Origin of the sequence: Mycolicibacterium sp. 624 (assembly GCF_040548615.1) — a bacterium.
Classification (GTDB): domain Bacteria; phylum Actinomycetota; class Actinomycetes; order Mycobacteriales; family Mycobacteriaceae; genus Mycobacterium.
On the sequence record NZ_JBEPRZ010000013.1, the window covers coordinates 42,155 to 65,049 of the forward strand.

The following is a 22,895-nucleotide window of genomic DNA, read 5'->3' on the forward strand; positions in this document are numbered from 1 at the left end:
CCGATCGGCCGTCGGTCCTAGCACCGGAGGTCAGGCGGTGGCAGCCGGGAGTCCACCAGGAAACCGACCACTGCGGGGTCGACGCACGCGTCGCCGTTGAACACCACGGTGTGCTGGGTGCCGTCGAAGGTGATCAACGACGCGTCGAGTTCACGGGCCAGTTCGACACCTGCCTGATACGGCGTCGCCGGATCGTGCGTGGTCGACACCACGACGACCTTTCCCGGGCCGGGCGAGATGACGTCGTGTGGTGCCGACGTCGGGGGTACCGGCCACGTCGCACACACGTCACGGGGGGCGAACCCGGTGAACTCGCCATAGGCCATGAACGGCGCCACAGCCCGCGCCTGCCGATCGGCGTCGACCCACACGGCCGGATCGGACGGGTAGGGCGAATCCACACATCGAATCGCGGTGAACGCATCCTGCTGGTTGGAGTAGTGGCCCGCCTGATCACGGCCCTGGTAGTCGTCGGCGAGCAGCAGCAGGTCTCCGGGATCGGTGCCGCGCTGCAGGCCGAGCAGTCCGCTGGTGAGGTACTTCCAGTACCTCTGCGTGTAGAGCGCGTTGGCGGTGCCGGTGATCGCGTCCTGGTAGCTGAGCCCGCGCGGGTCCGAGGTCCGGGCCGGCGCGAAGGCCAGGGGGTTGATCAGCTGGTGGTAGCGCGCGACGAACTGGGTGGGGTCCTGGCCCAGTGGGCAGTCGGTCGAACGGGCGCAGTCGGCCGCGTAGTCGTCGAATGCCATCTGGAATCCGGCGAGCTGTCGAATGTTCTCGGCCACGGGGTCCGAACCGGGGTCGATGGCACCGTCGAGGACCATGGCCCGGACGCGGTCCGGATACTGCTCGGCGTACTTCGCGCCGAGTTCTGTTCCGTAGGAGAATCCCAGATAGTTGATCTGGTTCTCCCCGAGCGCGGCGCGCACCACGTCCATGTCCTGCGCCGTCGACGCGGTCCCCACGTTGGCCAGGAACTCCACGCCGGTCTTGTTCACGCAGCCTTGTGCGAGTTGGGCGTACACACCCTCGATCGCCGCGACTCCCGCTTGGCTGTAGTTGACCATCGGCTCGCGCCGGAACGCGTCGAACTCCGCATCCGAGCGGCAGCGGATCTGCGGGGTGGAGTGACCGACGCCGCGCGGGTCGAAGCCGACGAGGTCGAAGCGGCGAGTGATGTCGGTGTCGGCCAGCCCGCCGGCCATGGCGGCGACCGTGTCGACCGCCGAGGCGCCCGGCCCGCCGGGATTGACCATCAGCACACCGATACGGTCACCGGTGGCTGGCACCCGGATGACCGCCAGTTGTGCTTGCGGCCCAGCGGGATTCGCGTAGTCGACCGGAACCGTCACGGTGCCGCACTGCGCGGTCGGAATCGCGGAGACGTCTCCGAACAGGGCCGCGCAGCTACCCCAGACGGGCGGTTGGCCGTAGGACTGCACGGCTGCGCCCTCGGGCGACGCTCCCGCAGTCGGGCAGAGGACACCGGCTAGCACCACAGTGGCGAGCGGTGCCGAGATCAATTTGCCCACCCGCCACATGGCAGACATGTTCGCACGCAACCGGCTTCACAGCCGACTCCGATGTCGAGCGGTGACTAGGCAGCAACCCGACGGTGATCTAACGGTCGCGTCAGCAACGCCCACCGGCTGGGGGCACGACGACGTCCACGAGGTACTTCGCGGAGATGTCGTCGACGCACTTGTTGCCCTGGAACACGACGGTGTGCTGCGTGCCCTCATATGTCAGCAGCGTTCCGCCGAGTTGCTTGGCCAAGTCGACACCGGCCTGATACGGCGTGGCGGGGTCGTTCGTCGTCGACACCACCAGGGTGGGCGGCAAACCCTCGATCTTGAGTTCGTGCGGCTCCGACGTCGGTGGCACCGGCCAGAATGCGCACGTGCCCATAGGCGCGTTGCCGGTGAACTCGCCGTAGCTCATGAACGGCGCGGCGGCGCGAGCACGCTTGTCCTGATCGATGATCTTGTCCCGGTCGGTGATCGGTGGCTCGTCGACGCAGTTGACGGCCACCCGCACATCGGTGGAGTTGTTGTAGTGCCCCTGCGGGTCACGTCCCATGTAGAGATCGGCCAGCGCCAGCATCGTGTCGCCCCTGCCCGCCCGCATTTCCGACAGCGCCTGCGTGAGGTGGCGCCACAGGTTGGGTGAGTACAGCGGCAGGATGGTGCCGATCACCGCGTCGCCGTAGCTGAGCCCGCGGGGGTCGTCGGTCTTGGCGGGATCGTCCACCAGCGGGTCGACCATCGACTTGTAGACGTCGACGGCCTTGGCGGGGTCGGTGCCCAGCGGACAGCTCGGGTTCTTCGCACAGTCCGCGGCGTAGTCGTTGAACGCGGTCTGAAACGCCGCGGCCTGACGGATGTCCGCCTCGAGCGGATCGGCGTTGGGGTCGACGGCACCGTCGAGGATCATGGCGCGCACCTTGTCCGGGAACGCCTCGGCGTAGGCCGCCCCGATCCTGGTGCCGTACGAGTAGCCGAGGTAGGTCAGCTTGTCGTCACCCAGGGCCTCGCGCATCGCGTCGAGATCCCTTGCCACGTTCGCGGTTCCGATGTTGGCGAGGAACTCCTCCCCCATCTTGTCCACGCAGCGCTGCACGAAGTCCTTGGTCTCGGACTCGATGTGGGCGACGCCCTCCGGGCTGTAGTCCACCTGCGGGTCGGCCCGCAGCCGATCGTTGTCCTCATCTGAGTTGCACCACACCGCGGGCGTCGAGCGTCCAACGCCACGCGGATCGAAGCCGACCAGGTCGAAGCGCTCGCGCACCGAGTCCGGCATGCTGCCCACCAGCGACGCCGCCGCGGAGACACCCGACTCACCGGGGCCGCCGGGGTTGATGATCAGCGAGCCGATCTTGTCGCCGGTGGCGGGGAACCGGATCATCGCGATCTGGGCGACCTCGCCGTCGGGCTTGGTGTAGTCCACGGGGACCGACAGCTTGCCGCACTCGGCGCCCTCGGGGATCTGGACGTCGCTGGGCGAGGACTCGCATTCGTCCGCCGACCAGGCCACGGGCGTTCCCGGCGGCGGGACGTCAATCACCGCACGGCCGGCGACCACGTTGCTACAGCCGGCCACCACCATTGTCACCGTGGCGGCCGCGAGCAGCCCGCGTCTGAGGTTCATGGCTGACCATGCTGCCATGAGTGATCATCGGCCCTGATGAGGGCGTTAGCGCGTGGCGGCCAGCAACTCCTCGAGCGCGAGGTGGAAGTCGTCAGCCATGTCCCACAGATCGGGCAGCAACTCCGGGCAGGAGATGAGTCCGACATCGAGGCCACCGCCCAGCGACATCACCGTGATGTTGAGCCCCGAGCCGTGGAATATCGGCCCGAGGGGAAACATCGCCTTGACTCGCGCGCCCAAGAAGTACAGCGGCACCTGGGGTCCAGGCACGTTGGAGATGACGAGGTTGTGCACCGGTCTGGCGCTGGTGAGCCGACTCGAGGCATACACCCGCATCGCGACCCCGAACACCGCGGGCGCGGCGAACTGCGACCAGTCCTGAAGCAGCGTTGCCCCAATGGCCGAGCTATGTTGTTTGGCAAGTGAATTCGCCTCGGCGATGGCCTTGAGTCGCTCAGCGGGATCCTCGATGTTCGTCTGCAGGCTGGCGAACATGCCCGACACCTGGTTGCGGCCGGGCCGGTCCGACTTCTCGTGCACGGACACCGGGACCATCGCCACCAGCGAGCTGTCGGGAAGTTCTTCGCGGTCGAGCAGGAACCGCCGCAGCACCCCGGACACCAGAGCCATCACGACGTCGTTGACCTTGACCCCGAAGTGGTTCTTGACGGTCTTGACGTCCTCGAGACTCAACTGCGCGAATGCGACGTTGCGGCGCCCGGTGACATTGGTGTTGAACGTCGTCTTGGGCGCGTTGAACGGTGCCGCCATGTGCAGTCCGCTGCGGGCGCGCTTGACGGTGTCCACCACGGTCGACAGCGTCGAGGGCACCACGTTGACCAGCTTCCAGGGGCGGGTGACGAACTTGATCGCCCCGCTGACCGCGATCTCCAGGTCCGATCCACCCCCCACGCCCTCGACCGGCTCGGGCGGTGGCGCATCGGCCTCAGTGGTGCACAGCTGTGACATCAGGTTGGCGCCCGTGACACCGTCAACACACGCGTGGTGCACCTTGGTCAGCACCGCCAGCCGCCCGGAGGGGTTCTCCTCGGTGCCCGCGACGTTCTCGATGACCCACATCTCCCACAACGGCCTGCTGCGGTCCAGCGTCAACGAGGCGATGTGACCACAGATCTCGCCGAGTTCGGCGCGACCGCCGGGCGATGGCAGACCGATCCGATGCAGGTGCCTGTCGACGTCGAAGTCCTTGTCCTCCACCCACACCGGGTGATCGAGGTTGAGTCGGCTGTCGGAGAGCTTCTCGCGGAACTCGGGCATCGCCTTGATTCGCAGCCTCAGCGCGTGACGCAACCCGTCGAACGTGTAGCCGCCCGGGATCGTCGATGGATCGATCTCCAGGATCGAGCACACGTGGAGTGGCTGGTCAGCGGTCTCGAGGTAGAGAAAGCTGGCATCTAGACCGCTGAGCCGTTGCATGCGGCGATCGTAGGCCGGTCGGGATGGCTCCGTGTGAGGAAATGCACTTCACTCACGGTTCATCTTCGTGTCGATGGGTGGCAGACTGGTGGCCGTCAAACGAACCCGGGGACCCGGATTGGGCCTCGAGGATCGAACCGACCACACAAGGGACGACGATGTCTGAACAGTCTGTTTACGGTGCCTCCACGCCCGAGCAAGCTCCGCGAACGAAAGTCCGCACGCACCACCTCCTGAAGTGGAAGTCCGAGGGCCACAAGTGGGCCATGCTCACGGCCTACGACTACTCCACCGCCCGCGTGTTCGACGCGGCCGAGATCCCGGTGCTCCTGGTTGGCGATTCGGCCGCCAACGTCGTGTACGGCTACGACACCACGGTTCCGGTGACGATCGATGAGTTGATCCCGCTGGTGCGCGGCGTGGTACGTGGTGCACCGCATGCGCTGGTCGTGGCGGACCTGCCGTTCGGCAGCTACGAGTCCGGTCCGGCGCAGGCGCTGGCCACCGCCACCCGCTTCATGAAGGAGACGGGTGCGGCCGCGGTCAAGCTCGAGGGCGGTGAGCGCGTCGCCGAACAGATCGCCACGCTGACCCAGGCCGGCATCCCGGTGGTGGCGCACATCGGTTTCACCCCGCAGAGCGTCAACGGGCTGGGCGGGTACCGCATCCAGGGCCGCGGCGACGCGGGCGACCAGACCATCCACGATGCGATCGCCGTGGCCGAGGCAGGCGCGATCGCCGTCGTCCTCGAGATGGTGCCCGCAGAGTTGGCCACCCAGATCACCGGCAAGCTCACCATTCCCACGGTCGGCATCGGCGCGGGCCCCAATTGCGATGCCCAGGTGTTGGTCTGGCAGGACATGGCAGGCATGACGTCGGGCAAGACCGCGAAGTTCGTCAAGCGCTTCGGCGACGTCGGCGCCGAATTACGCCAGGCGGCAATCCAGTACGCCGACGAGGTCGCCTCCGGCGCATTCCCCGCCGAGGAGCACTCCTACTAACCGCTACATCTACTGTTCGGCTCAGCCGAAGTCCGGGGCGCGCTTGCCGAGGAAGGCCGCGATGCCCTCCTGGCCGTCGGCCGACTGCGCACAGTCCGCGATGGCACGCGCCTCGAGTTCCAGTTGCTCCTCGAGGCCGGTGCGGTAGGTGCCCAGAAGCAGTCGCTTGACGGCGCCGTTGGATGTCCGCGACGTGGTGGCCAGTTCCTGGGCCAGCGTGTCGACACGGGCGGCGAGTTCGCCGTCGGGCACGACCTCGGTGAGCAGACCCCAGTCCAGTGCCTCCCCGGCGGACAGCGTCCGGTTGGTGATCATCAACTGCTGCGTGCGGCGGATGCCGATGAGCCGGGGCAGGTTGTAGGAGGCGCCGCCGTCAGGGCTCAGGCCCGCCTTCGTGTAGGCCATGGTGAACTTGGCCGACTCGGTGGCCAGTGCCAGGTCACCGGCCACGGCGAGGCTGAAGCCTGCGCCCGCGGCGGTGCCGTTGACGGCGGTGATCACCACGGCGTCCATCCGGGCAAAAGTCGACAGCGCGCGGTGCAGATCGGATGCGATGCCCTTGACGAACTCGCCCGCGTTGGGTGCGGCGGCCATGGCCTTCAGATCGCCGCCCGCACAGAAGAAGCGTCCCGCGCCGGTGATGGTGACCACCTTGGTGGCGGTGTTGTCACACAGCGCCGCGGCGACGGCCAGTTCGCGAGTCATCCTGTCGTCCATGCCATTTGCGGCGTCGGGCCGGTTCAGGACGATGCGGGCGACGGGTCCGGTCTGGTCGAGTGTCAGCGTGTCGAATTCAGGCATGCAGCAAACGTTATCGCACCGGCTTTCGCACCGGCCTTACGGCCATGCACCGATCTGTAATGGCGCGCCGCCGGACGTTCAGCGCAGCGGTTTGGCTCGAACATCATTCGTTCACCTGAATGTGGGAACCTGTTCACAGGTTTCAGCAATGACAGTGCTCACTGGAGATCGAAAGCGAAGATGGCAGCCGACAAACGCAAGGCGTCCCGTCACACCGAGACCGAACGCAAGTTCGCCGTCACCGAGGACACCGTCTCCCCCTCGTTCGAGGGGCTGTCCGCCGTCGCCCGGGTCGAGCGTTCGGACCCACAGCACCTCGACGCCGTCTACTACGACACGGCCGACCATCACCTTGCCGCGCACCGCGTGACGCTGCGCCGCCGCACAGGCGGTCCTGACGCAGGGTGGCACCTCAAGCTGCCCGCCGGACCGGACTCGAGAACCGAGGTACGGCTGCCATTGGGCGAGGCCGAGGAGGCGGTACCCGACGAGCTGCGCGATGTGGTCTTGGCAATCGTCCGCGACCGCGCGCTCGCACCCGTGGCGCGCATCTCCACCGTGCGCACCGTCGATGAGCTGCACGGCCACTCGGGTGCCCCGCTCGCCGAGTTCTGCGATGACCAGGTCACCGCGTCGGCGGTCGGCGGCGCCGAACAGACCTGGCGGGAATGGGAACTCGAACTCGTCGAGGGCGCCGAGGTACCCGCCGATCTATTGGATCGCCTCGCCAACCGGCTGCTCGACGCAGGCGCGCAACCAGCCGGGCACGGGTCGAAGCTGGCGCGCGTGCTGGCCACCTCCGCACCTGAGCAGGCACCCCGTCACGACGATCCGGTGCACCGCGCCGTGGCCGAGCAGATCGAAGAGCTTCTGGTGTGGGACCGCGCCGTACGCGCCGACACGTGGGACTCGGTGCATCAGATGCGGGTTGTCACCCGCAAGATCCGCAGCCTGGTCAAGGGTTCCGAGGAGTCGTTCGGCCTCACCGATGACGCGTGGGTGCTCGAAGAGCTCAAGCTGCTGGCCGGAGTCCTCGGTGTGGCGCGCGACGCCGAGGTGCTCGCGGAGCGTTTCGAGCGTGCACTCGCCGATTTACCCGCGCACCTGGTCCGCGGTCCCGTCCGCGAACGGCTGGTCGATGGTGCGAACCGGCGCTACCAGGCCGGGCTGAAGCGGTCGTTGGCCGCGATGCGCTCCGAGCGGTACTTCCGGCTGCTCGACGCGCTCGATGACCTCAAGACCGCCGGGCCGGTGACGTCGACGTCCGGTGCGCCGCCGCGACAGACCACCGTCGCCTCGGCGTACCGCAAGGTGCACAAGGCGGCGAAGGCAGCACTCATCGCCAAGGCGGACCCCGCGGTGAGCGCCGAGGGGAAGGACGAGGCCCTGCACCGGATCCGCAAGGGCGCCAAGCGGCTTCGCTACACCGCCGCGGCCACCGGTGCACGGAACGTCGCGGAAGGGGCGAAGCTCATCCAGACGCTGTTGGGTGATCATCAGGACAGCGTGGTCAGCCGCGCACATCTGTCGGCCGAGGCCAGCACCGCACACGCCGAGGGTGAGGACACCTTCACCTACGGGCTGCTGTTTCAACTGGAGGACGAACTGGCCCGGCAGTCCGAGGATCGCCTCGAGGGCGCGCTGCGCAAGCTCAAGAAGGCGGTTCGGGCGGCGGGCTGACCCGTTCGTGGCAGGCTGACCCGTTGGGGCGGACGAGTTGGCCTGTAAGCCGGATTCTGTTCCCCGTCACCATTACTGGCGGCGGGGCGACGACCATCCATCTGGACACACCGTCGCCGGGTGCCTCGAGCGGCCTACCCGCAGGCTCGGGCGAGCAGCCCTCAAACGCCTGCGCGGCCGCAACCAGGTTGCGGCCTTCTTGGCCTTGCTTCGGGTGGGGTTTGCCTAGCCATCCCGGTCACCCGGGATGCTGGTGCGCTCTTACCGCACCGTTTCACCCTTACCCCCCAGCCCGAAGGCTGGGTGGCGGTCTGTTCTCTGTGGCACTGTCCCGCGAGTCACCTCGGATTGCTGTTGGCAATCACCCTGCTCTGTGAAGTCCGGACTTTCCTCGAATCCCCGGAGGGGACCCGCGGCCGTCCGGCCAACTCGTCCGCGCTGATCACCGTACTCTGATCCCCATGGCACAGGTGCCGCCGGCCCGCTATCTACAGCGCGCCAAGGACTTGGTCGACGCCCGGTACGCCGAGCAGATCACCGTCGAGGACCTCGCCGCGGCGGCGGGCCTGTCACGCGCGCATTTCTCCCGGATGTTCACCCGAACGTTCGGCGAGTCCCCGCGCGCCTACCTGCAGACCCGGCGGCTGGAACGCGCCGCGTCGTTGCTGCGCTACACCGACCGCTCGGTCGCCGACATCTGTGTGATGGTCGGGCTGCAGAGCGTCGGGTCATTCACCAGCAGTTTCGCCCGCGTGTACGGCAGGCCACCGGCGGCCTATCGAGCCAGCATGCCGCCCGCGGCATCGCGTGCACGGATTCCGAGCTGCATCGTGGCGCGCGACACCCGGCCCCCGGCCGACAGCCGGGTCAAGACAGCACACCGGGAGAAGACGGGCACCTGACCTCGGCCGTAGCGTCGGCCTCATGATGAAAATCGCAAGCACACACCTGTGGGTTCATGATCAAGAGGTCGCGCTGAAATTCTGGACCGATCAGGTCGGCATGGAGGTGCGGGAGGACGTGTCGTTCCCCGAGGAGATGGGCGACTTTCGTTGGCTCACCGTCGGCCCGCCGGGCCAGGATGACGTCAGCATCGTCCTGATGGCGGTGCCGGGCCCGCCGGTGATGGACGAGGACACGCGCAAGCAGGTGCTCGACCTGACGGCGAAGGGTTTCGCCGGCACGGTCTTCCTGCTCACCGATGACGCCGCAGCGTCCTACAAGGCGCTGACCGAGCGCGGCGTGGAGTTCACCGAACCGCCCACCGAGATGCCCTACGGCATTGACTCTGGATTCCGCGACCCGTCGGGCAACAGCATCCGGCTCACCCAGCGCACCGACTAGAACGGAAGTCACCCCTTGACTTTCCCGCATGGAAAGTGGACTCTACTTTCCATGCGGGAAAGTGAGGATGGGGTTACGGAGAACGTCACGCCGGCCGACGCACGCGCCGCGCTGGATGCCGTTGACCGCGCCAAGGCGCACGTGGCGGAGGAGGTGGGTCTGCCCCGGTGGTACTGGTGGCTCCTCGCGGCGGGCTGGGTCGTGATTGGACTCATCGGCGACGTTGGCCCGCAGTGGCTCGTCATTGGGGCCACGGTCGGGTTCGGAGTCGTTCATTCCGCGATTGCGTCGCGCCGGCTGAGCGGTCGCCGAAGGACCGACCGAATGCAGGTCAGCGCCGATACGGTCGGGCACCGGATACCGGTGGTGGTGATTGGCATGCTGTTCGCTCTGGTCGCTGTGACGATCGCGGCGGCCGTCGCCCTGCACGCCGACGGCGCCCGTCACCCCGGAATCGCCGCGGCCGTGTTCGTCGCTGCCATCGTCGGCCTGGGCGGACCCGAGATTCTGCGGACTCTGCGCCGCTGGGTCCATGCATGACGACGCCGCCGCGTTTCGATGAGCTGATCCATCCCAGCACGCGCTTGACATTGGTGGCCACGTTGGCCGCCGTGGACTGGGCTGAGTTCGCGTATCTCAAAGAGACATTGCGGCTTTCGGATTCGGCGTTGTCGAAGCAACTGTCGATTCTGGAACAGGCGGGGTACGTCACCACGGAACGCCGCCTTGAGGCGCGGCGCCACAAGGTGCACGCCAGGCTCACCGACGCTGGCCGCATCGCGTTCGACGGTCACGTCGCCGCGCTGCGAGCCATCGTCGACGGTCCGATCCGAACGGACCACGGAGCGGGCCTCCACTAGTGCACCTGCCTTTGTGGGCCGTCATCATGTGTTGACGGCCCACAAACGGCGGGTCCTCCCTGCGACTCGCTAGGCCGTGCGCCGCAGAACCATCAGGTTGTCCCCCAGCGTCGCCTCCTGGCCGTCGGGTCCGGTGACCTCACGCTCGATCGTCTCGATCCGCACGCGGTCCCATTCACCCGCCGACAGGTCAAGGCTCGCCAGCACCTCCTCGGCACTCGGGAACGGATGGTCGTGCGGCACGTTTGTCGCCCACGACGGCATCCCGGCATGGTCAACGATCACGAGATGTCCCCCTGGCGCCACGGCGCGGGCGGCATTGGCGAGGATCTGCGGTCGCTCCAGACGCACTGTGGAGTGCAGGAACTGGGCTGACACCAGGTCGAAGGTGCCCTCCGGGAAGCTGTCGGACAGGTCGTGGCGCTCGAAGCTCACGCGGTCCCGCACACCCCGCGCCTCGGCTTCCGCGGCGGCCCGCGCGATCGCGGTCTCCGAGATGTCGACCGCAGTCACGTGCCAGCCCTGCTCGGCGAGCCAGACGGCGTCGCCACCCTCACCGCAGCCGAGGTCCAGCGCGTGACCGACCGGCAGATCCGCCACCACCTTCGCCAGCTGCGCGTTGACCCGGCCACTCCAAATACGTTGGCGTTGACCGTAATGACGCTCCCAGTACTCCGTCGCCGTGAGCCCGTGGGTGGGCCACGGCGGCACGGTCAACCCGACGTCCTCGCCGAGCAGGCACTGCATGATGGATGCGCCGGCCAGGCTGCCCGTCGCGACCGCGGTCGCGACCTGGGGCATCTGCGCGCCGATGTCCCCCGCAGCGAAGAGTCCCGGAACCGTGGTGCGCTGGAAGGCGTCAACGACCAGGCCATCCACTGCGACCGGGCCTGGCGCGGTCATCGCGCCGAGTTGTGCCGCCAGAGTGGATCTCTGGTGCAGCGTTGTGGCGACCAGCGCGGCGCGGCGCGTGAGCCGCTCGCCGTCGGAGAACTCCACAGCGGTCAGTTCGCCACTCTCCGATACCAATCGAGTGACCGACCGCGTATCGACGGTGACACCGGCTGCGTCCAACTGCTTGAGCTGAGCGTCATCAAGCCCATCGTCGCCGTCGGTCAGCAGCATCACGTCATCGGACCAGCCCCGCAGCAGCAGGGCAGAGTGCACGGCGCGGTCGCCCTTGGCGATGACTGCCAGTGGCGCGTCGCGCACCTCCCAGCCGTGGCAGAACGGGCAGTGAAACACCGAACGCCCCCAGAGGTCTTCGAGGCCGGGGATGCTCGGCGGCCGGTACTCCATGCCGGTGGCCAACAGGACGGTCCTACTCCGTTCGATCGAGCCGTCGGCCAGTTCCAGGGTGAAACCCCTTTCGCCACGGACTACTTCGCCGGTACGCACCTCCACGTTCGGATAGGCCGCCAGTTCGGCACGACCCGTCTCGTAGAGTTTCGCCGGCGGCTGGCCGTCATGTCCCAGCAGACCACCGATGCCGTGGGCCGCGAGATTGCTCGGTGCTCCCGCATCCACGACCAACGTGCGCCGACGCGCTCGACCCAGCACCAACGCGGCGCTCAATCCCGCCGCGCCGCCGCCCACCACGATGCAATCCCATTCACCAGTCATGCCCTAGAGCTTGCCCTCGCGTTCCAGAACTGCCAAGCTGATTTGCCATGCAGGCAAAGCCGCAGGATGACGTCGACACTCGCGTCCGCCGCCGACTACGCGAGTTGCGCACTCAGCACGGACTCACGCTGGAGGAGGTGGCCACCCGCGCCGACATCGACGTGTCGACACTGAGCCGCCTCGAATCCGGCAAGCGCCGACTGGCACTGGATCACCTGCCCCGCCTCGCGTCGGCGCTGTCGGTCACCACCGACGACCTGATGCGCGCACCCGAGGCCGACGATCCCCGGGTCCGCGGCGCCTCGCATACCAGGGACGGCGTCACCTATTGGCCGCTCACGCGCAGCGGCCCCGCGGGAGGTCTGCACACGTTCAAGATCCGGGTGAGCACGCGACGCCGCACGCCCCCCGACGAGCTACCCGTGCACGACGGGCAGGAGTGGCTGTACGTGTTGTCGGGGAACCTGCGCCTCATTCTCGGCGATCGCGATTTCACCATCAAACCCGGTGAGGCGGTGGAGTTCTCGACGTGGACACCGCACTGGTTCGGCGTCGTTGACGGCCCGGTCGAGGCAATCGCGATATTCGGGCCGCGCGGCGAGAAGCTGCACGTGCAGACCTGACTACAGGTACGAGGTCTGGTTCACCAGTCGCACCGATGCCACGCCGTCGGGGTAGAACTCGGCGATCGACAGCGACGCGAGATCGAGGTGCATCCGGTACAGGACACTCGGACCGGCGTCGAGCGCGAGTCGCAGGACGGTCTTGATCGGCGTCACGTGCGACACCACCAGGACGGTCGCGTCGCCGTGCTCGGCGATGATCCGGTTGCGGGCCCGACGCACCCTGTGAGCGACCTCGTCGAAGCTCTCACCGTCCGGCGGCGCCAGGCTGGTGTCGCGCAGCCACCGACTGTGCAGATCGGGATCACGCTCGGCGGCCTCCCGAAACGTCAGACCCTCCCACTTGCCGAAGTCCGTCTCGATCAGGTCTGCGTCGATCGTGACCTCCAGACCCAGCGCTTTGGCCGCGGCCTCTGCGGTGATGCTGGCACGCTGTAGCGGCGAGCTGATCACCGCGGCGATGTCGTCCCGCTCGGCGAGGTATTGCGCGGCGGCGTCGGCCTGACGCTGACCGAGATCGGTCAGCGCCGGATTCCCGCGACCGGAGTAGCGCCGCTCAACCGACAACTCGGTCTGGCCGTGGCGCAACAGGAGAAAACGCGTCGGAGCGCCCATCGCTCCCGTCCATCCTGGAGATGACGTCGATTGAGCCGCCGCCGCAGCGGTTTTCGGGGCGGCGGGCTGGGACGTCAGCTCCTTCGCCGTCGCTTCCGCTGCCGCGTCCATCGCCTCGTTCGCCAATTGGTCGGCGTGCGAGTTCTTGGCGCGCGGGATCCAGGAGTAGCTCACCCGGTCGAAGTCGGCGGCCAGCTCACGGGCCCGCCCGTGCAGCGGGATCATGTCGACGTGCTTGACCCGCCAACGCCCGGTCATCTGCTCGACGACGAGTTTGGAGTCCATCGACACCGCGACCTCCGTGGCCCCGACGTCGGCGGCGGCTTCCAGACCCGCTATCAGACCTCGATACTCGGCCACGTTGTTGGTGGCGATCCCGATGGCCTCCTTACGCTCGGCGAGCACGCTCTGCCGGTCCGCGGACCACACCACTGCACCGAATCCGGCGGGCCCGGGGTTCCCGCGCGATCCGCCATCGGCTTCGACCAATACCTTCACTACATCGAACCCTTTTGCCGCAGAAGGATCGCCCCGCACTCGGGGCACCTCAGCACGTCGTCCTCGGCGGCCGCAGCGAACCGCGACATGTCGGCCCGGTCGATCTCGATCCGGCACGCGCCGCACCGCCTGCCCTGCAGGACACCGGCTCCCGGACCGCCGAGGGCGCGCTGCCGTTCGTAGAGGGCCACCAGGTCCGCGTCGATCACGGCCGCGATCTGAGCGCGGCGCAGGGCCATCGTCTGTCGCGCGGCGTCGATCTCCGCGAGCGCCTGGTCGCGGGCCACCTGCGCCTCGGTGACGAGACCCTGAAGCTCGCCGATCGCGCGCAGCTGCGCAGCCTCCTCGTCCTGCAGTTCCTCGCGCCGTTGCATGACCTCGATCTGAGCGTCCTCCAGGCTGGCCTGGCGCCTCTGCAGGGTCTCCAACTCGTGTTGAAGTTCGGTGAGCTGCTTGGCATTGACGTTGCCCGCGTCGAGCATCGCTCGGTCGCGGTCCTCGCGTTGGCGTACGGAGTCGATCTCCGACTCGAACTTGGCGACCTCACCGTCGAGGTCCTCCAGGGCTAGCTGGAGTGTCGCCAGTTTGTCGCTGGCATCGCGATGCTCGGCGGCGACCACGTCGAGCCGCTCCTGCTCCGCGAGCTTCTTGGCTCGGTGATCGAGCCGACTGATATCGGCGTCGAGTTCGGTCAACTCGATGAGCGAACGTTGCTGGGCGGCTTCTGCCTTCATACTTCTCTCTCGACATTCCAGGGGTCGGTACGGATGGAACTCACCCGCACCGGGAGCGACGCGCCGAAGTGGCGCGTCAGGATCTCGGCTGCTTGACCACACCACGGGTACTCACTCGCCCAGTGCGCGACGTCGACGAGCGCGACGTCGGAGGTCCGCCGGTGTTCGTCCGCCGGGTGGTGGCGCAGGTCTGCGGTCAGGTAGGCCTGCACCCCGGCCGACGCTACGGCATCGAGCAGCGAGTCACCGGCACCACCACACACCGCGATGCTCGACAGCATCGCATCGGGGTCACCCGACGCCCGCACTCCCCACGATGTCGCGGGCAGCGCCGCGGCGACACGGGACACAAAGGCCGACAGCGGCTGGGGCTGGGGTAACGAGCAGATCCGGCCGATCCCCACGCCGGTGGGCAGTGGTGCCATGGCGAACACATCGAACGCCGGCTCCTCGTAGGGATGCGCGGCCCGCAGCGCGGCCAGTACGTCGGCGCGCAGGCCGGCGGGTGCGACCACCTCGACCCTGTCCTCCGGCACCCGCTCGATCGAACCCACCCGGCCGATCGCCGGCGAGGCGCCGTCGTGCGGAAGGAACTGGCCCGTCCCGGCCACAGTCCAGCTGCAGTGCGAGTAGTCGCCGATGCTGCCCGCGCCCGCGGCGAACAGGCCCTCGCGGACGGCCTCGGCGTTGTCGGCGGGCACGTAGACGACCCACTTGTCGAGGCGGCGCCCCTCGGCTGCGGGTGACAGCACGCCGCGGACCTCGAGTCCGAGTGCCTCAGCCAACGCGTCGGACACGCCGGGGGCGGCGGCATCGGCATTGGTGTGTGCGGTGAACAGCGCACTCCGAGCTCGGATCAGCCGGTGTAGCAGCGCTCCCTTGGCCGTGCCCGCCGAGACGGTGTCCACACCCCGCAGCAGCAGCGGGTGATGCGCGAGCAGCAGGCTAGCCTCTGGCAGTTCGGCGACGACCTCGGCCGTGGCGTCCACCGCGACTGTCACCGACTCGACCACGTCGGCGGGGTCACCGCAGACCAGACCCACCGAGTCCCAGTCGAGCGCCAGGGCAGGCGGATACGCCGCATTCAGCACGTCGATGACGTCAGACAGCCGCGCGCTCATCGCATTGCCTCGACAATCGCCTCGAGCAGCACAGGCCATTCCTCTCGCACCGCGGCACGCAGATGGGAACCGTCCAGACCGACGAACGTGTCACAGCGACGGACGGCGATACCCTTGGCGTCCAACCTCTTTCGAACGAGTTCGGCATCGGGGACGGCGAAGAGCAGATACGGCGCGCGGCCGTCGATCACCTCGATGCCCGCGGCGGTGAATCCAGCCGCCATCTCGCCGCGCAGCACCGCCAGCCGAGCCGCTGCGTCGGCAGCCTCCGCGACGGCCGCCGGCTCGTTGCACGCCGCGATGGCCTCCAGCTGCAGCGTGCCGAGCGCCCAGTGTGGGCGGGTCGCGGTCATGCGGGCCAGCACCTCCGGGTCACCCAGCAGATAGCCGACCCGCAGCCCGGGCAGCGACCACGTCTTGGTGAGGCTGCGCAGTACCACCACATCGGGCAGGGCCAGGCCGGCCAGCGACTCGGGCTCCCCCGGGATCGCGTCGGCGAACGCCTCGTCCACGGCCACGATGCGTCCGGGGCGCCGCAACGCCAGGATCTGCTCGGTCGTGTGCAGCACCGCCGTCGGGTTCGTCGGGTTGCCCACCACGACCAGATCGGCGTGATCGGGCACCACAGCGGCGGCCAGGGTGAACGGCGGTCGCAGTGCGACGTGCTCGAACGGCACCCCCGCGGCCGCGAGCGCCGCCTCGGGCTCGGTGAACGACGGTGCGATGAGTGCGGCCATGGCAGGCCTCAGATGCGGCAGCAGTGCGAAGCCCTCGGCACCGCCTGCGAGCAACGCGACGTGATCGGGGTCACGGCCGTGGCGCGCGGCGACGGCTTCGGTGGCGCGCCGCAGATCCTCGGCACTGGGATAACGCCCCAGCTCACCGAGCCGGGCCGCCAACCGGTCGAGCAGCCACGTCGGCGGGCCCGCGGCACGCACGTTGACGGCGAAGTCCAGCATGCCGGGCGCCGCGGCCTCATCGCCGTGGTAGCGCGCCGCCGTACGGATCCGACTTGCCACATCACGACCCTAGTGCGCGGCTGTCGGGGCCAGGCACGGGGACGACCGGCGACATCGGGGACAATGGAGCCGTGAGCGCTCAGTTGGTGATCTTCGACCTCGACGGCACGCTGACCGACTCGGCCAGCGGCATCGTGGCCAGCTTTCGGCATGCCCTGAACGAGGTGGGCGCCACGGCCGGCGCCGTCCCCGACGGTGACCTGGCCAAGATGATCGTCGGACCCCCGATGCACGTCACGTTGGCCTCGATGGGGCTCGGTGACCGGGCCGATGAGGCGATCGCGGCCTACCGTGCCGACTACCGTTCCCGCGGTTGGTCGATGAACCACGTGTTCGACGGGATCCCGGCGCTGCTCGCCGACCTGCAGGCTGCGGGTGTGCGTCTGGCCGTGGCGACGTCGAAGGCCGAGCCGACAGCGCGCCGCATCATCGAGCACTTCGGCCTCGACGATCACTTCGAAGTGGTGGCGGGTGCCAGCGTCGACGGTGTCCGCTCCTCGAAGGCCGACGTCGTCGCGCATGCACTGGCGCAACTCGAGCCGTTACCGCCGAGCGTGGTGATGGTCGGTGACCGCCGCCACGACGTCGAGGGAGCCGCCGCCCACGGCATCGGCACCGTGGTGGTGGGCTGGGGTTACGGCGCTGACGACTTCGACGGGCAGGATGGGATGACCGACCGTCGCCACGTCTCGACGGTCGCCGACCTGCGGGAGGTGCTCGGTGTCTGACGCCAGTCCAGCTGTGCTGCACGTCACCTTCGTGTGTTCGGGCAACATCTGCCGCTCCCCAATGGCCGAGAAGATGTTCGCCCATCAGATCGATGAGCGAGGCCTGTCCGGCGCGGTACGGGTCAGCAGCGGCGGTACCGGCGGCTGGCACGCGGGCAACCCGGCCGACGAGCGCGCCAATCACGTGCTGGCCGACCACGGGTATCCCACGACGCACAACGCCGCACAGGTCGACGATGACCACCTGGCCGCCGACCTCGTCGTCGCGATGGGACGCAACCACGTTCGGATCCTGCGCGACCTGGGAGTGCCCGCCGACCGGCTGCGGATGCTTCGGGCGTTCGACCCGCGGTCGGGCGCTCACGCGCTCGATGTCGAGGACCCCTACTACGGAACGCGGGTCGACTTCGAGGACGTGTTCACCGTGATCGAGGCGTCGCTGCCCGGGCTGCACAACTGGGTCGACGAGCAACTGAGCGTCCGGAGCGTGACGGACCGATGAAGCGCTGGGCGTTCCTGTTGCGGCCGCAATGGTTGGCCCTCTATGTCGTCGTCATCGGCTTCGCCTATTTGTGCTTCACCGTGCTCGCGCCGTGGCAGCTGGGCAAGAACACCAAGACGACACGTGAGAACGCGCAGATCTCGAGTTCTCTGACGTCGGAGCCTGTGCCGGTGACGAGCGTGCTGCCGCGGCAGGACTCGAAGGCGCCCGATGACGCGTGGAAGCGCGTGACGGCGACAGGCCGGTATCTCCCCGAGGGCCAGGTGCTCGCGCGGCTGCGTTCCATCGACGGCGAACCGGCGTTCGAGGTGTTGACGCCCTTCGCGGTGGACGGCGGTCCGAACGTGCTCGTCGACCGCGGTTACATCAAACCCATTGATGGCAACAAGGTGCCCGAGTTCGCCGCCGCCCCCACCGACACCGTGACCATCACGGCGCGGCTGCGGGACTCCGAGCTGCTCGCGCTCGGCAAGGAGCCGTTCCACCAGGACGGCGCGCAGCAGGTGTACTCGATCAACACCGACCAGATAGCCCAGGTCACCGGCATTCCTCTGGCGGGTTCGTACCTGCAGCTCGTCGAGGACCAGCCCGGCGGTCTTGGCGTGATCGGGCTGCCGCATCTCAACTCTGGCCCGTTCCTGTCCTACGGCATCCAGTGGATCGCGTTCGGCATCATCGCACCCATCGGGGTGGGCTACTTCGTCGTCGCCGAGTACAAGCAGCGCCGCCGCGACAGGGCCGCCGCAGACAGTTCGGCCTCAGCCGCGGCATCGGCGTCAGCCGCGGGCGAGCCGGTGACGCGCACCAAGGACGAGAAGCTCGCCGACCGCTACGGCCGACGGCACTGACTGCCGACGGCGGCGATCAACGCCGCCGTCGCGACCGCACCGCACGCCGCGGCCGCCTGCACCGCCCGCGAGAGGCGCACCGAGGCAGACAGGTCCGCGACTTCTGGTGGACGGCCATCGCCGAGTGTCGGCCGGATCTCGAGACGGTGCGCGTACTGGGTCGGTCCGCCGAGGCGCACCCCGAGCGCACCGGCGAAGGACGCCTCCACGACACCCGCGTTGGGGCTCGGATGCCGCGCCGCGTCACGCCGCCACGCCGTCAATGCCCCGCCGGGTGAGCCGCCGGTGACTGCCGCACACCCGGCCACCAGCACACCCGATATCCGCGCGGGCAGGTAGTTCAGCACGTCATCGAATCGCGCTGCGGCCCAGCCGAACTTGACATAGCGCGGCGACTTGTGCCCGATCATCGCGTCCAGGGTGTTGGCTGCGCGGTACACCAGCAGTCCGGGGACCCCTGCGAGCGCACCCCAGAACAGCGGTGCGACGGCCGCGTCGGACGTGTTCTCCGCCACCGACTCCAATGCGGCCCGGGTCAGACCGTCGAAGTCCAGCGAGGCGGGGTCACGTCCGCACAGGGACGGCAGCAGTTCGCGTGCCCCATCGAGATCGGCGCAGGCGACTCGGTCCGACATCTGGGCTCCGGTGCGCGCCAGCGATGTACCGCCCAGCACGACGAACGTCGCCGCCGCTGTCGACACCGTCGTCCAGATCGGCCCGCGCCGCGCCGCGGCGCGATCGACGGCGAGGCCCGCGGCGAACAGTGCGCCGACCAACACGCCGGTGTGCGCGGCACCCGCGGCGCGACGGTCGGCGTAGGTGAGTCGTTCCAAGGTCGCCGCGCCAGTACCGAACCATGCCACCGGGTGGCCGCGGCGCGGGTCGCCAAGGGCCAGATCAATCAGATATCCGAGCGCGAGACCCGCCGCGCGACCGCGGGATCTCGGCGCAAGCACCCCGGCAGCGTCTCACAAGGTGGTGTACTCGATTTCATGAGGTTCGGACCGAGTTCGAAGCCGTCGCGCGTCGTGCACCTACTCAACCCCGCCGCCGCGCTGTTGCCCGCGGCCAACGTGATCATGCAACTGTCGGCGCCCGGCGTCGGTTACGGGGTGCTCGAGAGCCCCGTCGACAGCGGCAACGTCTACAAGCACCCGATCAAGCGCGCCCGCACCACCGGCACCTACCTCGCGGTCGCCACGATGGGCACCGAGGCCGACCGGGCGCTGATTCGCGCCGAGGTCGACAGGGCGCACGCCCAGGTCCGCTCCAGCGCAACGAGTCCGGTGCGCTACAACGCGTTCGATCCGCAGCTGCAGTTATGGGTGGCCGCCTGCCTCTATCGGTACTACGTCGACATGCACGAGTTCCTGTACGGACCGCTGAGCGACGACGCTGCCGACGCGGTGTACGACGACGCCCGAAAGCTGGGCACGACCCTGCAGGTGCGCGAGTCGATGTGGCCCGCGGACCGGGTCGCGTTCGAGGAGTACTGGAAGCACTCGCTGGATGGGTTGCAGATCGACCCACCGGTCCGCGAGCATCTGCGCGGAGTCGCGGCGTTCGCGTTTCTTCCCGCCCCGCTGCGAGCCCTCGCCGGGCCGTTCAATCTCTTCGCCACGACGGGATTCCTGCCCGCGGAGTTCCGCGCGCTGATGCAGCTGGACTGGACGCCGGCTCAGCAGCGCCGCTTCGAGTGGTTGCTATCGGCACTCCGACTCGCCGACCGCGTCATCCCCCGCGACGTCTGGCTGCTGGGCTACCAGACCTACCTGTGGGACATCCGATCTCGGGCGCGCCGCGGCAAGCGGATCGTCTGACACGTCAGCGGTGGCGGTCGCGGCGCGGCCTCTCCCGATCGGCATCCCGACGCTCCGAGCGGTCCTGGCGCGCCTCGGATCGGTGCTGACGGGCCTCTGACCGATCGGGGCGCGCCGACTCGGCGGGTGTGGCCCGCTGTCCGGGTGTCGTCGACTTCGACTCCGTCGGGGCCTGCCTCGTGGGTCGTGCCGCGGGCCCGGCCAGCGTCGGCTCAGCCAGCGTCGGCTCAGCCAGCGGTGCTGCCTGTGCCTCGGAGCCCATCGGCTCGGCGGTGGCGGCGAACGACATCCTCGCCATGGACGGCGTGGTGGACGGCGTGGTGGACGGCGTGGTGGACGGCGTGGTCGATGGCGTGGTCGACGGCGTGGTCGCCAGCTCTCGTACGACGTATGCCGCGGGCTTCCACGTTCCATCACTACGCACCAGACCGAAGGTGGCCTCCGGATCGGTGCTGCCGGTCTGGTCATCCTCGAGCGTGTAGACGAACGCCGGGCCGGTGTAGTCGATCGTCCGCCAGGTCATCAGCATGTCCTGCAGGTAGGCAGCCTGCTCGGCGTCGCTGGATACCGACGTCGGCTGGCCGTATTCACTGGCCCACACCAGCTTTTCGGCGTCCCCGTTGGCGACCATCAGGTCGTGGATGTCATCGAGCTGGTTGATCGGCGAGTCCGGGTGATAGCCGCCCGTCGAGAACGGCATCGTGTACTGGTACGGGTGGAACGACAGGGCGTCGAAGTACCCCTGTGCGCCACTCTCGTACATCTGATCGACGAACGTCACCGGGTTCAGGGTGAGGTTCTGATAGGTAATCGTCGATCCGACAACGCCGCCGACGACCGTGGCATCCGGGTCGGCGGCCTTGATCGTCGGGTAAGCAGCCTTGAGCAACTCGGTGTACCCAGCCGGGTCCGGTGCGGGGCCGTAGAACGGCGCGGCGTTCGGCTCGTTCCAGATCTCGTAGGCGCCGACCTTGCCTGCGTAGCGCTGCGCTGCCAGACCCGCGAACTGACCGAACGCGGCGGGCGACGTCGGCGCGCTGTAGATGCCGGATCCGTTCTGTGCGTATGCCGGTGTGGTGGTGATGACGGCGAGGATGCCCATCCCCCGCGCGTCGGCGGCGTTGATCAGGTAATCGGACTGGGACCAGTTGTAGTAGCCGGGAATCGGATTGATACCGGCCCACGGGATGCCGATCCGCACGGTGTTGACGCCCATGGCCTGCATCTGGTCCAGCGCGGCGTCGATCTGTGCCGCCGACTCGAAGTACAGATCGGAGTCGGCGATGCCGATGGTGGTGTTCGACTGATCGATCGCCGCCATCTCGGCGACATCCATCGTGACCGTCGGCACGCTCGGCATGAAGGTCACGACGCCGACTGCCGACACGACAACGGTCGCCATTCCGGCGAAGAAGATCTTTACCAGTGGCGGACTGGCGTGTCCGCAGGAAAGGCGCCGCATGATTTTCCCTTTCGATTCATGATCAATGACCAACTCCGCCGTACGCTGAGATCTCTATGGGAATTGCTATGCCCGGTTACATTGGCAGCTAAGCGCTGGGATGCCAGAAGGTTCACGTTTGACCAGTGCATTTATACCCAAACTGGCCACCAGGGAACGCCGGACAGCACATAGCTACGCAATTCTGGCAAATTGTCGAATGCGATGATTACATTGCCATATAAATGGATTCACGGACGAGCTGCGTTTACTTAGCGGGCATACTTCAATTACTTACGGGAATGGAGCAAATGATGGGATCTGGGACCGGAGCACCGCATCGTGACCAGTCGGCGAACAACTGATTACCTTGAAAACGCAATCAGCTCAGGCCGCTCAACTGAACGATTGAACGCGCCCCGCCAATACTGCTGTCCACTCCCTGAGATACCGGTCATCGGATATCGGCGCCTCGCTCCGACGGAAGAGATTCGTGGCGAACCGCTCGCCGAGGATGCTGTTGATGCCAAGTGCGGCTAGGACATTGGCCTGCTCGGACGATGCACGGGGCGCCCATGCGGTGATCCAGCCGGAGAGTTCCACGGTGAGCGAGTCGACGAGCGCGGCGTAGGCCGTGTCGAGGCGCTCGGACAGTCCGGCGGGCGTGCGTGCGGCGATCTGCAGCAGTTCGGATTCCTGGTCGATCACCGTGAGCAGGTAGCGGCCCAGGACGGTCAACTCACTGTGCAGGTCCCCGAGGCCCGCGAAGAGTGCGCGAATGTCAGCCATCGCGGCACGCCGGTCGAGCTGCCGGTCGATGCCCGCGACGAGCAGGTCGTCCTTGGACTTGAAGTGGCGATACAGCGCGCCCGAGCCCGCCGCCAGGCCGGCGGCCGCCTCGATTTGAGACACGCTGGTGGCCTCGAAACCCTTGTCACTGAACAACCGCATCGCCTCGGTGAGCAGTCGCTCCCGGGTGGATGCCGGTGCCGTCATTGACTCCTCCAAAGTGATCACTTACCGTCTGTACGGAACCACTTTACTTGACTGTTCGTG

Annotated in this window: 23 protein-coding genes and 1 other RNA gene; 11 read left to right on the forward strand and 13 right to left on the reverse strand. The window is 67.9% G+C overall.

The genetic code is table 11. The features are described 5' to 3' along the window. Nucleotides 1-17: 17 nt before the first annotated feature. The 3 genes from ABIA65_RS32805 to ABIA65_RS32815 form a co-directional block, all read right to left on the reverse strand. Nucleotides 18-1,547, reverse strand: coding sequence for an alpha/beta hydrolase (locus tag ABIA65_RS32805; RefSeq protein ID WP_241404621.1), 1,530 nt, complete (start codon nt 1,545-1,547; stop codon nt 18-20). An 82-nt stretch (nt 1,548-1,629) separates the two neighbouring features. Next, entirely contained in the window at nt 1,630-3,144 is a 1,515-nt protein-coding gene (locus ABIA65_RS32810) for an alpha/beta hydrolase (RefSeq protein WP_354526192.1), read from the reverse strand. A gap of 45 nt (nt 3,145-3,189) precedes the next feature. Further along, nucleotides 3,190-4,581 (reverse strand): WS/DGAT/MGAT family O-acyltransferase, encoded by a 1,392-nt coding sequence (locus tag ABIA65_RS32815; protein ID WP_241404619.1) that lies wholly within the window; start codon nt 4,579-4,581, stop codon nt 3,190-3,192. Between the two features lie 158 nt (nt 4,582-4,739). On the opposite strand from ABIA65_RS32815, the gene panB reads away from it, so the two are divergent. Then, nucleotides 4,740-5,582: a 3-methyl-2-oxobutanoate hydroxymethyltransferase gene (panB, locus tag ABIA65_RS32820; RefSeq protein WP_241404618.1), complete on the forward strand. Its 843-nt coding sequence runs from the start codon at nt 4,740-4,742 to the stop codon at nt 5,580-5,582. Nucleotides 5,583-5,603: 21 nt separating this feature from the next. Here panB and ABIA65_RS32825 read toward each other — a convergent pair whose 3' ends face one another. Continuing rightward, on the reverse strand, nt 5,604-6,383 hold the full coding sequence (locus ABIA65_RS32825; RefSeq protein ID WP_354526193.1) for an enoyl-CoA hydratase/isomerase family protein: 780 nt from the start codon (nt 6,381-6,383) through the stop codon (nt 5,604-5,606). A 180-nt stretch (nt 6,384-6,563) separates the two neighbouring features. Between ABIA65_RS32825 and ABIA65_RS32830 the strand changes: the two genes are divergently transcribed. Continuing rightward, nucleotides 6,564-8,063, forward strand: coding sequence for a CYTH and CHAD domain-containing protein (locus ABIA65_RS32830; protein ID WP_354526194.1), 1,500 nt, complete (start codon nt 6,564-6,566; stop codon nt 8,061-8,063). 29 nt (nt 8,064-8,092) lie between these two features. On the opposite strand, the gene rnpB is transcribed toward ABIA65_RS32830, so the two are convergent. Next, nucleotides 8,093-8,495, reverse strand: an RNA gene (gene rnpB / locus ABIA65_RS32835) — RNase P RNA component class A. 29 nt (nt 8,496-8,524) lie between these two features. Here rnpB and ABIA65_RS32840 point away from each other — a divergent pair. From ABIA65_RS32840 to ABIA65_RS32855, 4 genes are read left to right on the forward strand one after another with little or no spacing between them, the layout of a single operon-like run. Further along, nucleotides 8,525-8,965: a helix-turn-helix domain-containing protein gene (locus ABIA65_RS32840; RefSeq protein WP_241404615.1), complete on the forward strand. Its 441-nt coding sequence runs from the start codon at nt 8,525-8,527 to the stop codon at nt 8,963-8,965. A gap of 22 nt (nt 8,966-8,987) precedes the next feature. Continuing rightward, nucleotides 8,988-9,407 (forward strand): VOC family protein, encoded by a 420-nt coding sequence (locus ABIA65_RS32845; protein ID WP_241404614.1) that lies wholly within the window; start codon nt 8,988-8,990, stop codon nt 9,405-9,407. 51 nt (nt 9,408-9,458) lie between these two features. After that, a complete protein-coding gene (locus ABIA65_RS32850; RefSeq protein ID WP_354526195.1) occupies nt 9,459-9,947 on the forward strand; it encodes a hypothetical protein in 489 nt (162 codons plus the stop codon). Next, nucleotides 9,944-10,267, forward strand: a complete 324-nt coding sequence (locus tag ABIA65_RS32855) for a winged helix-turn-helix domain-containing protein (protein WP_354526196.1) — start codon at nt 9,944-9,946, stop codon at nt 10,265-10,267. The genes ABIA65_RS32850 and ABIA65_RS32855 overlap by 4 nt, the downstream gene beginning before the upstream one ends. Nucleotides 10,268-10,336: 69 nt before the next feature. On the opposite strand, the gene ABIA65_RS32860 is transcribed toward ABIA65_RS32855, so the two are convergent. Beyond that, nucleotides 10,337-11,890, reverse strand: coding sequence for an FAD-dependent oxidoreductase (locus ABIA65_RS32860; RefSeq protein WP_354526197.1), 1,554 nt, complete (start codon nt 11,888-11,890; stop codon nt 10,337-10,339). Between the two features lie 47 nt (nt 11,891-11,937). Between ABIA65_RS32860 and ABIA65_RS32865 the strand changes: the two genes are divergently transcribed. Continuing rightward, nucleotides 11,938-12,513: a type II toxin-antitoxin system RelB family anti-toxin gene (locus tag ABIA65_RS32865; RefSeq protein ID WP_241404611.1), complete on the forward strand. Its 576-nt coding sequence runs from the start codon at nt 11,938-11,940 to the stop codon at nt 12,511-12,513. Here ABIA65_RS32865 and ABIA65_RS32870 read toward each other — a convergent pair whose 3' ends face one another. The 4 genes from ABIA65_RS32870 to cobC are packed head-to-tail and all read right to left on the reverse strand — an operon-like array spanning nt 12,514 to nt 16,500. Continuing rightward, entirely contained in the window at nt 12,514-13,626 is a 1,113-nt protein-coding gene (locus ABIA65_RS32870; RefSeq protein ID WP_354526198.1) for a bifunctional RNase H/acid phosphatase, read from the reverse strand. It lies immediately after the preceding gene. Further along, on the reverse strand, nt 13,626-14,360 hold the full coding sequence (locus ABIA65_RS32875; RefSeq protein WP_241404609.1) for a zinc ribbon domain-containing protein: 735 nt from the start codon (nt 14,358-14,360) through the stop codon (nt 13,626-13,628). The genes ABIA65_RS32870 and ABIA65_RS32875 overlap by 1 nt, the downstream gene beginning before the upstream one ends. Next, nucleotides 14,357-15,481 carry a Nif3-like dinuclear metal center hexameric protein gene (locus ABIA65_RS32880; protein WP_354526199.1) on the reverse strand — a complete coding sequence of 375 codons (1,125 nt, stop codon included), beginning with the start codon at nt 15,479-15,481 and terminating at the stop codon, nt 14,357-14,359. Before ABIA65_RS32880 ends, ABIA65_RS32875 begins: the two co-directional genes overlap by 4 nt. Next, complete coding sequence (gene cobC / locus ABIA65_RS32885) at nt 15,478-16,500, reverse strand: Rv2231c family histidinol phosphate aminotransferase CobC (protein WP_354526200.1); 1,023 nt, start codon at nt 16,498-16,500, stop codon at nt 15,478-15,480. Before cobC ends, ABIA65_RS32880 begins: the two co-directional genes overlap by 4 nt. 71 nt (nt 16,501-16,571) lie before the next feature. On the opposite strand from cobC, the gene ABIA65_RS32890 reads away from it, so the two are divergent. From ABIA65_RS32890 to ABIA65_RS32900, 3 genes are read left to right on the forward strand one after another with little or no spacing between them, the layout of a single operon-like run. Next, nucleotides 16,572-17,228: an HAD hydrolase-like protein gene (locus ABIA65_RS32890; protein ID WP_354526201.1), complete on the forward strand. Its 657-nt coding sequence runs from the start codon at nt 16,572-16,574 to the stop codon at nt 17,226-17,228. Continuing rightward, on the forward strand, nt 17,221-17,730 hold the full coding sequence (locus tag ABIA65_RS32895; RefSeq protein WP_354526202.1) for a low molecular weight protein-tyrosine-phosphatase: 510 nt from the start codon (nt 17,221-17,223) through the stop codon (nt 17,728-17,730). Before ABIA65_RS32890 ends, ABIA65_RS32895 begins: the two co-directional genes overlap by 8 nt. Next, nucleotides 17,727-18,578, forward strand: a complete 852-nt coding sequence (locus tag ABIA65_RS32900; RefSeq protein ID WP_354526203.1) for an SURF1 family cytochrome oxidase biogenesis protein — start codon at nt 17,727-17,729, stop codon at nt 18,576-18,578. Before ABIA65_RS32895 ends, ABIA65_RS32900 begins: the two co-directional genes overlap by 4 nt. Here ABIA65_RS32900 and ABIA65_RS32905 read toward each other — a convergent pair. Next, nucleotides 18,560-19,534, reverse strand: coding sequence for a cobalamin biosynthesis protein (locus tag ABIA65_RS32905; protein WP_354526204.1), 975 nt, complete (start codon nt 19,532-19,534; stop codon nt 18,560-18,562). The two genes, ABIA65_RS32900 and ABIA65_RS32905, sit on opposite strands and share 19 nt — an antisense overlap. Before the next feature lie 36 nt (nt 19,535-19,570). Between ABIA65_RS32905 and ABIA65_RS32910 the strand changes: the two genes are divergently transcribed. Further along, nucleotides 19,571-20,398 carry an oxygenase MpaB family protein gene (locus ABIA65_RS32910; protein ID WP_354526205.1) on the forward strand — a complete coding sequence of 276 codons (828 nt, stop codon included), beginning with the start codon at nt 19,571-19,573 and terminating at the stop codon, nt 20,396-20,398. A gap of 4 nt (nt 20,399-20,402) precedes the next feature. Here the strand turns inward: ABIA65_RS32910 and ABIA65_RS32915 are convergent, their stop codons facing one another. Continuing rightward, entirely contained in the window at nt 20,403-21,860 is a 1,458-nt protein-coding gene (locus ABIA65_RS32915; protein WP_354526206.1) for a cellulase family glycosylhydrolase, read from the reverse strand. 375 nt (nt 21,861-22,235) lie between these two features. Then, entirely contained in the window at nt 22,236-22,835 is a 600-nt protein-coding gene (locus ABIA65_RS32920) for a TetR/AcrR family transcriptional regulator (protein WP_241404603.1), read from the reverse strand. Nucleotides 22,836-22,895 lie beyond the last annotated feature (60 nt).

Coding starts and splice junctions, on each gene's coding strand:
- ABIA65_RS32805 (WP_241404621.1), bottom strand. CDS start 1,547: ATGTCTGCCATGTGGCGGGTGGGCAAATTGATCTCGGCACCGCTCGCC.
- ABIA65_RS32810 (WP_354526192.1), bottom strand. CDS start 3,144: ATGAACCTCAGACGCGGGCTGCTCGCGGCCGCCACGGTGACAATGGTG.
- ABIA65_RS32815 (WP_241404619.1), bottom strand. CDS start 4,581: ATGCAACGGCTCAGCGGTCTAGATGCCAGCTTTCTCTACCTCGAGACC.
- panB (WP_241404618.1), top strand. CDS start 4,740: ATGTCTGAACAGTCTGTTTACGGTGCCTCCACGCCCGAGCAAGCTCCG.
- ABIA65_RS32825 (WP_354526193.1), bottom strand. CDS start 6,383: ATGCCTGAATTCGACACGCTGACACTCGACCAGACCGGACCCGTCGCC.
- ABIA65_RS32830 (WP_354526194.1), top strand. CDS start 6,564: ATGGCAGCCGACAAACGCAAGGCGTCCCGTCACACCGAGACCGAACGC.
- ABIA65_RS32840 (WP_241404615.1), top strand. CDS start 8,525: ATGGCACAGGTGCCGCCGGCCCGCTATCTACAGCGCGCCAAGGACTTG.
- ABIA65_RS32845 (WP_241404614.1), top strand. CDS start 8,988: ATGATGAAAATCGCAAGCACACACCTGTGGGTTCATGATCAAGAGGTC.
- ABIA65_RS32850 (WP_354526195.1), top strand. CDS start 9,459: ATGCGGGAAAGTGAGGATGGGGTTACGGAGAACGTCACGCCGGCCGAC.
- ABIA65_RS32855 (WP_354526196.1), top strand. CDS start 9,944: ATGACGACGCCGCCGCGTTTCGATGAGCTGATCCATCCCAGCACGCGC.
- ABIA65_RS32860 (WP_354526197.1), bottom strand. CDS start 11,890: ATGACTGGTGAATGGGATTGCATCGTGGTGGGCGGCGGCGCGGCGGGA.
- ABIA65_RS32865 (WP_241404611.1), top strand. CDS start 11,938: ATGCAGGCAAAGCCGCAGGATGACGTCGACACTCGCGTCCGCCGCCGA.
- ABIA65_RS32875 (WP_241404609.1), bottom strand. CDS start 14,360: ATGAAGGCAGAAGCCGCCCAGCAACGTTCGCTCATCGAGTTGACCGAA.
- ABIA65_RS32880 (WP_354526199.1), bottom strand. CDS start 15,481: ATGAGCGCGCGGCTGTCTGACGTCATCGACGTGCTGAATGCGGCGTAT.
- ABIA65_RS32900 (WP_354526203.1), top strand. CDS start 17,727: ATGAAGCGCTGGGCGTTCCTGTTGCGGCCGCAATGGTTGGCCCTCTAT.
- ABIA65_RS32910 (WP_354526205.1), top strand. CDS start 19,571: ATGAGGTTCGGACCGAGTTCGAAGCCGTCGCGCGTCGTGCACCTACTC.
- ABIA65_RS32915 (WP_354526206.1), bottom strand. CDS start 21,860: ATGCGGCGCCTTTCCTGCGGACACGCCAGTCCGCCACTGGTAAAGATC.
- ABIA65_RS32920 (WP_241404603.1), bottom strand. CDS start 22,835: ATGACGGCACCGGCATCCACCCGGGAGCGACTGCTCACCGAGGCGATG.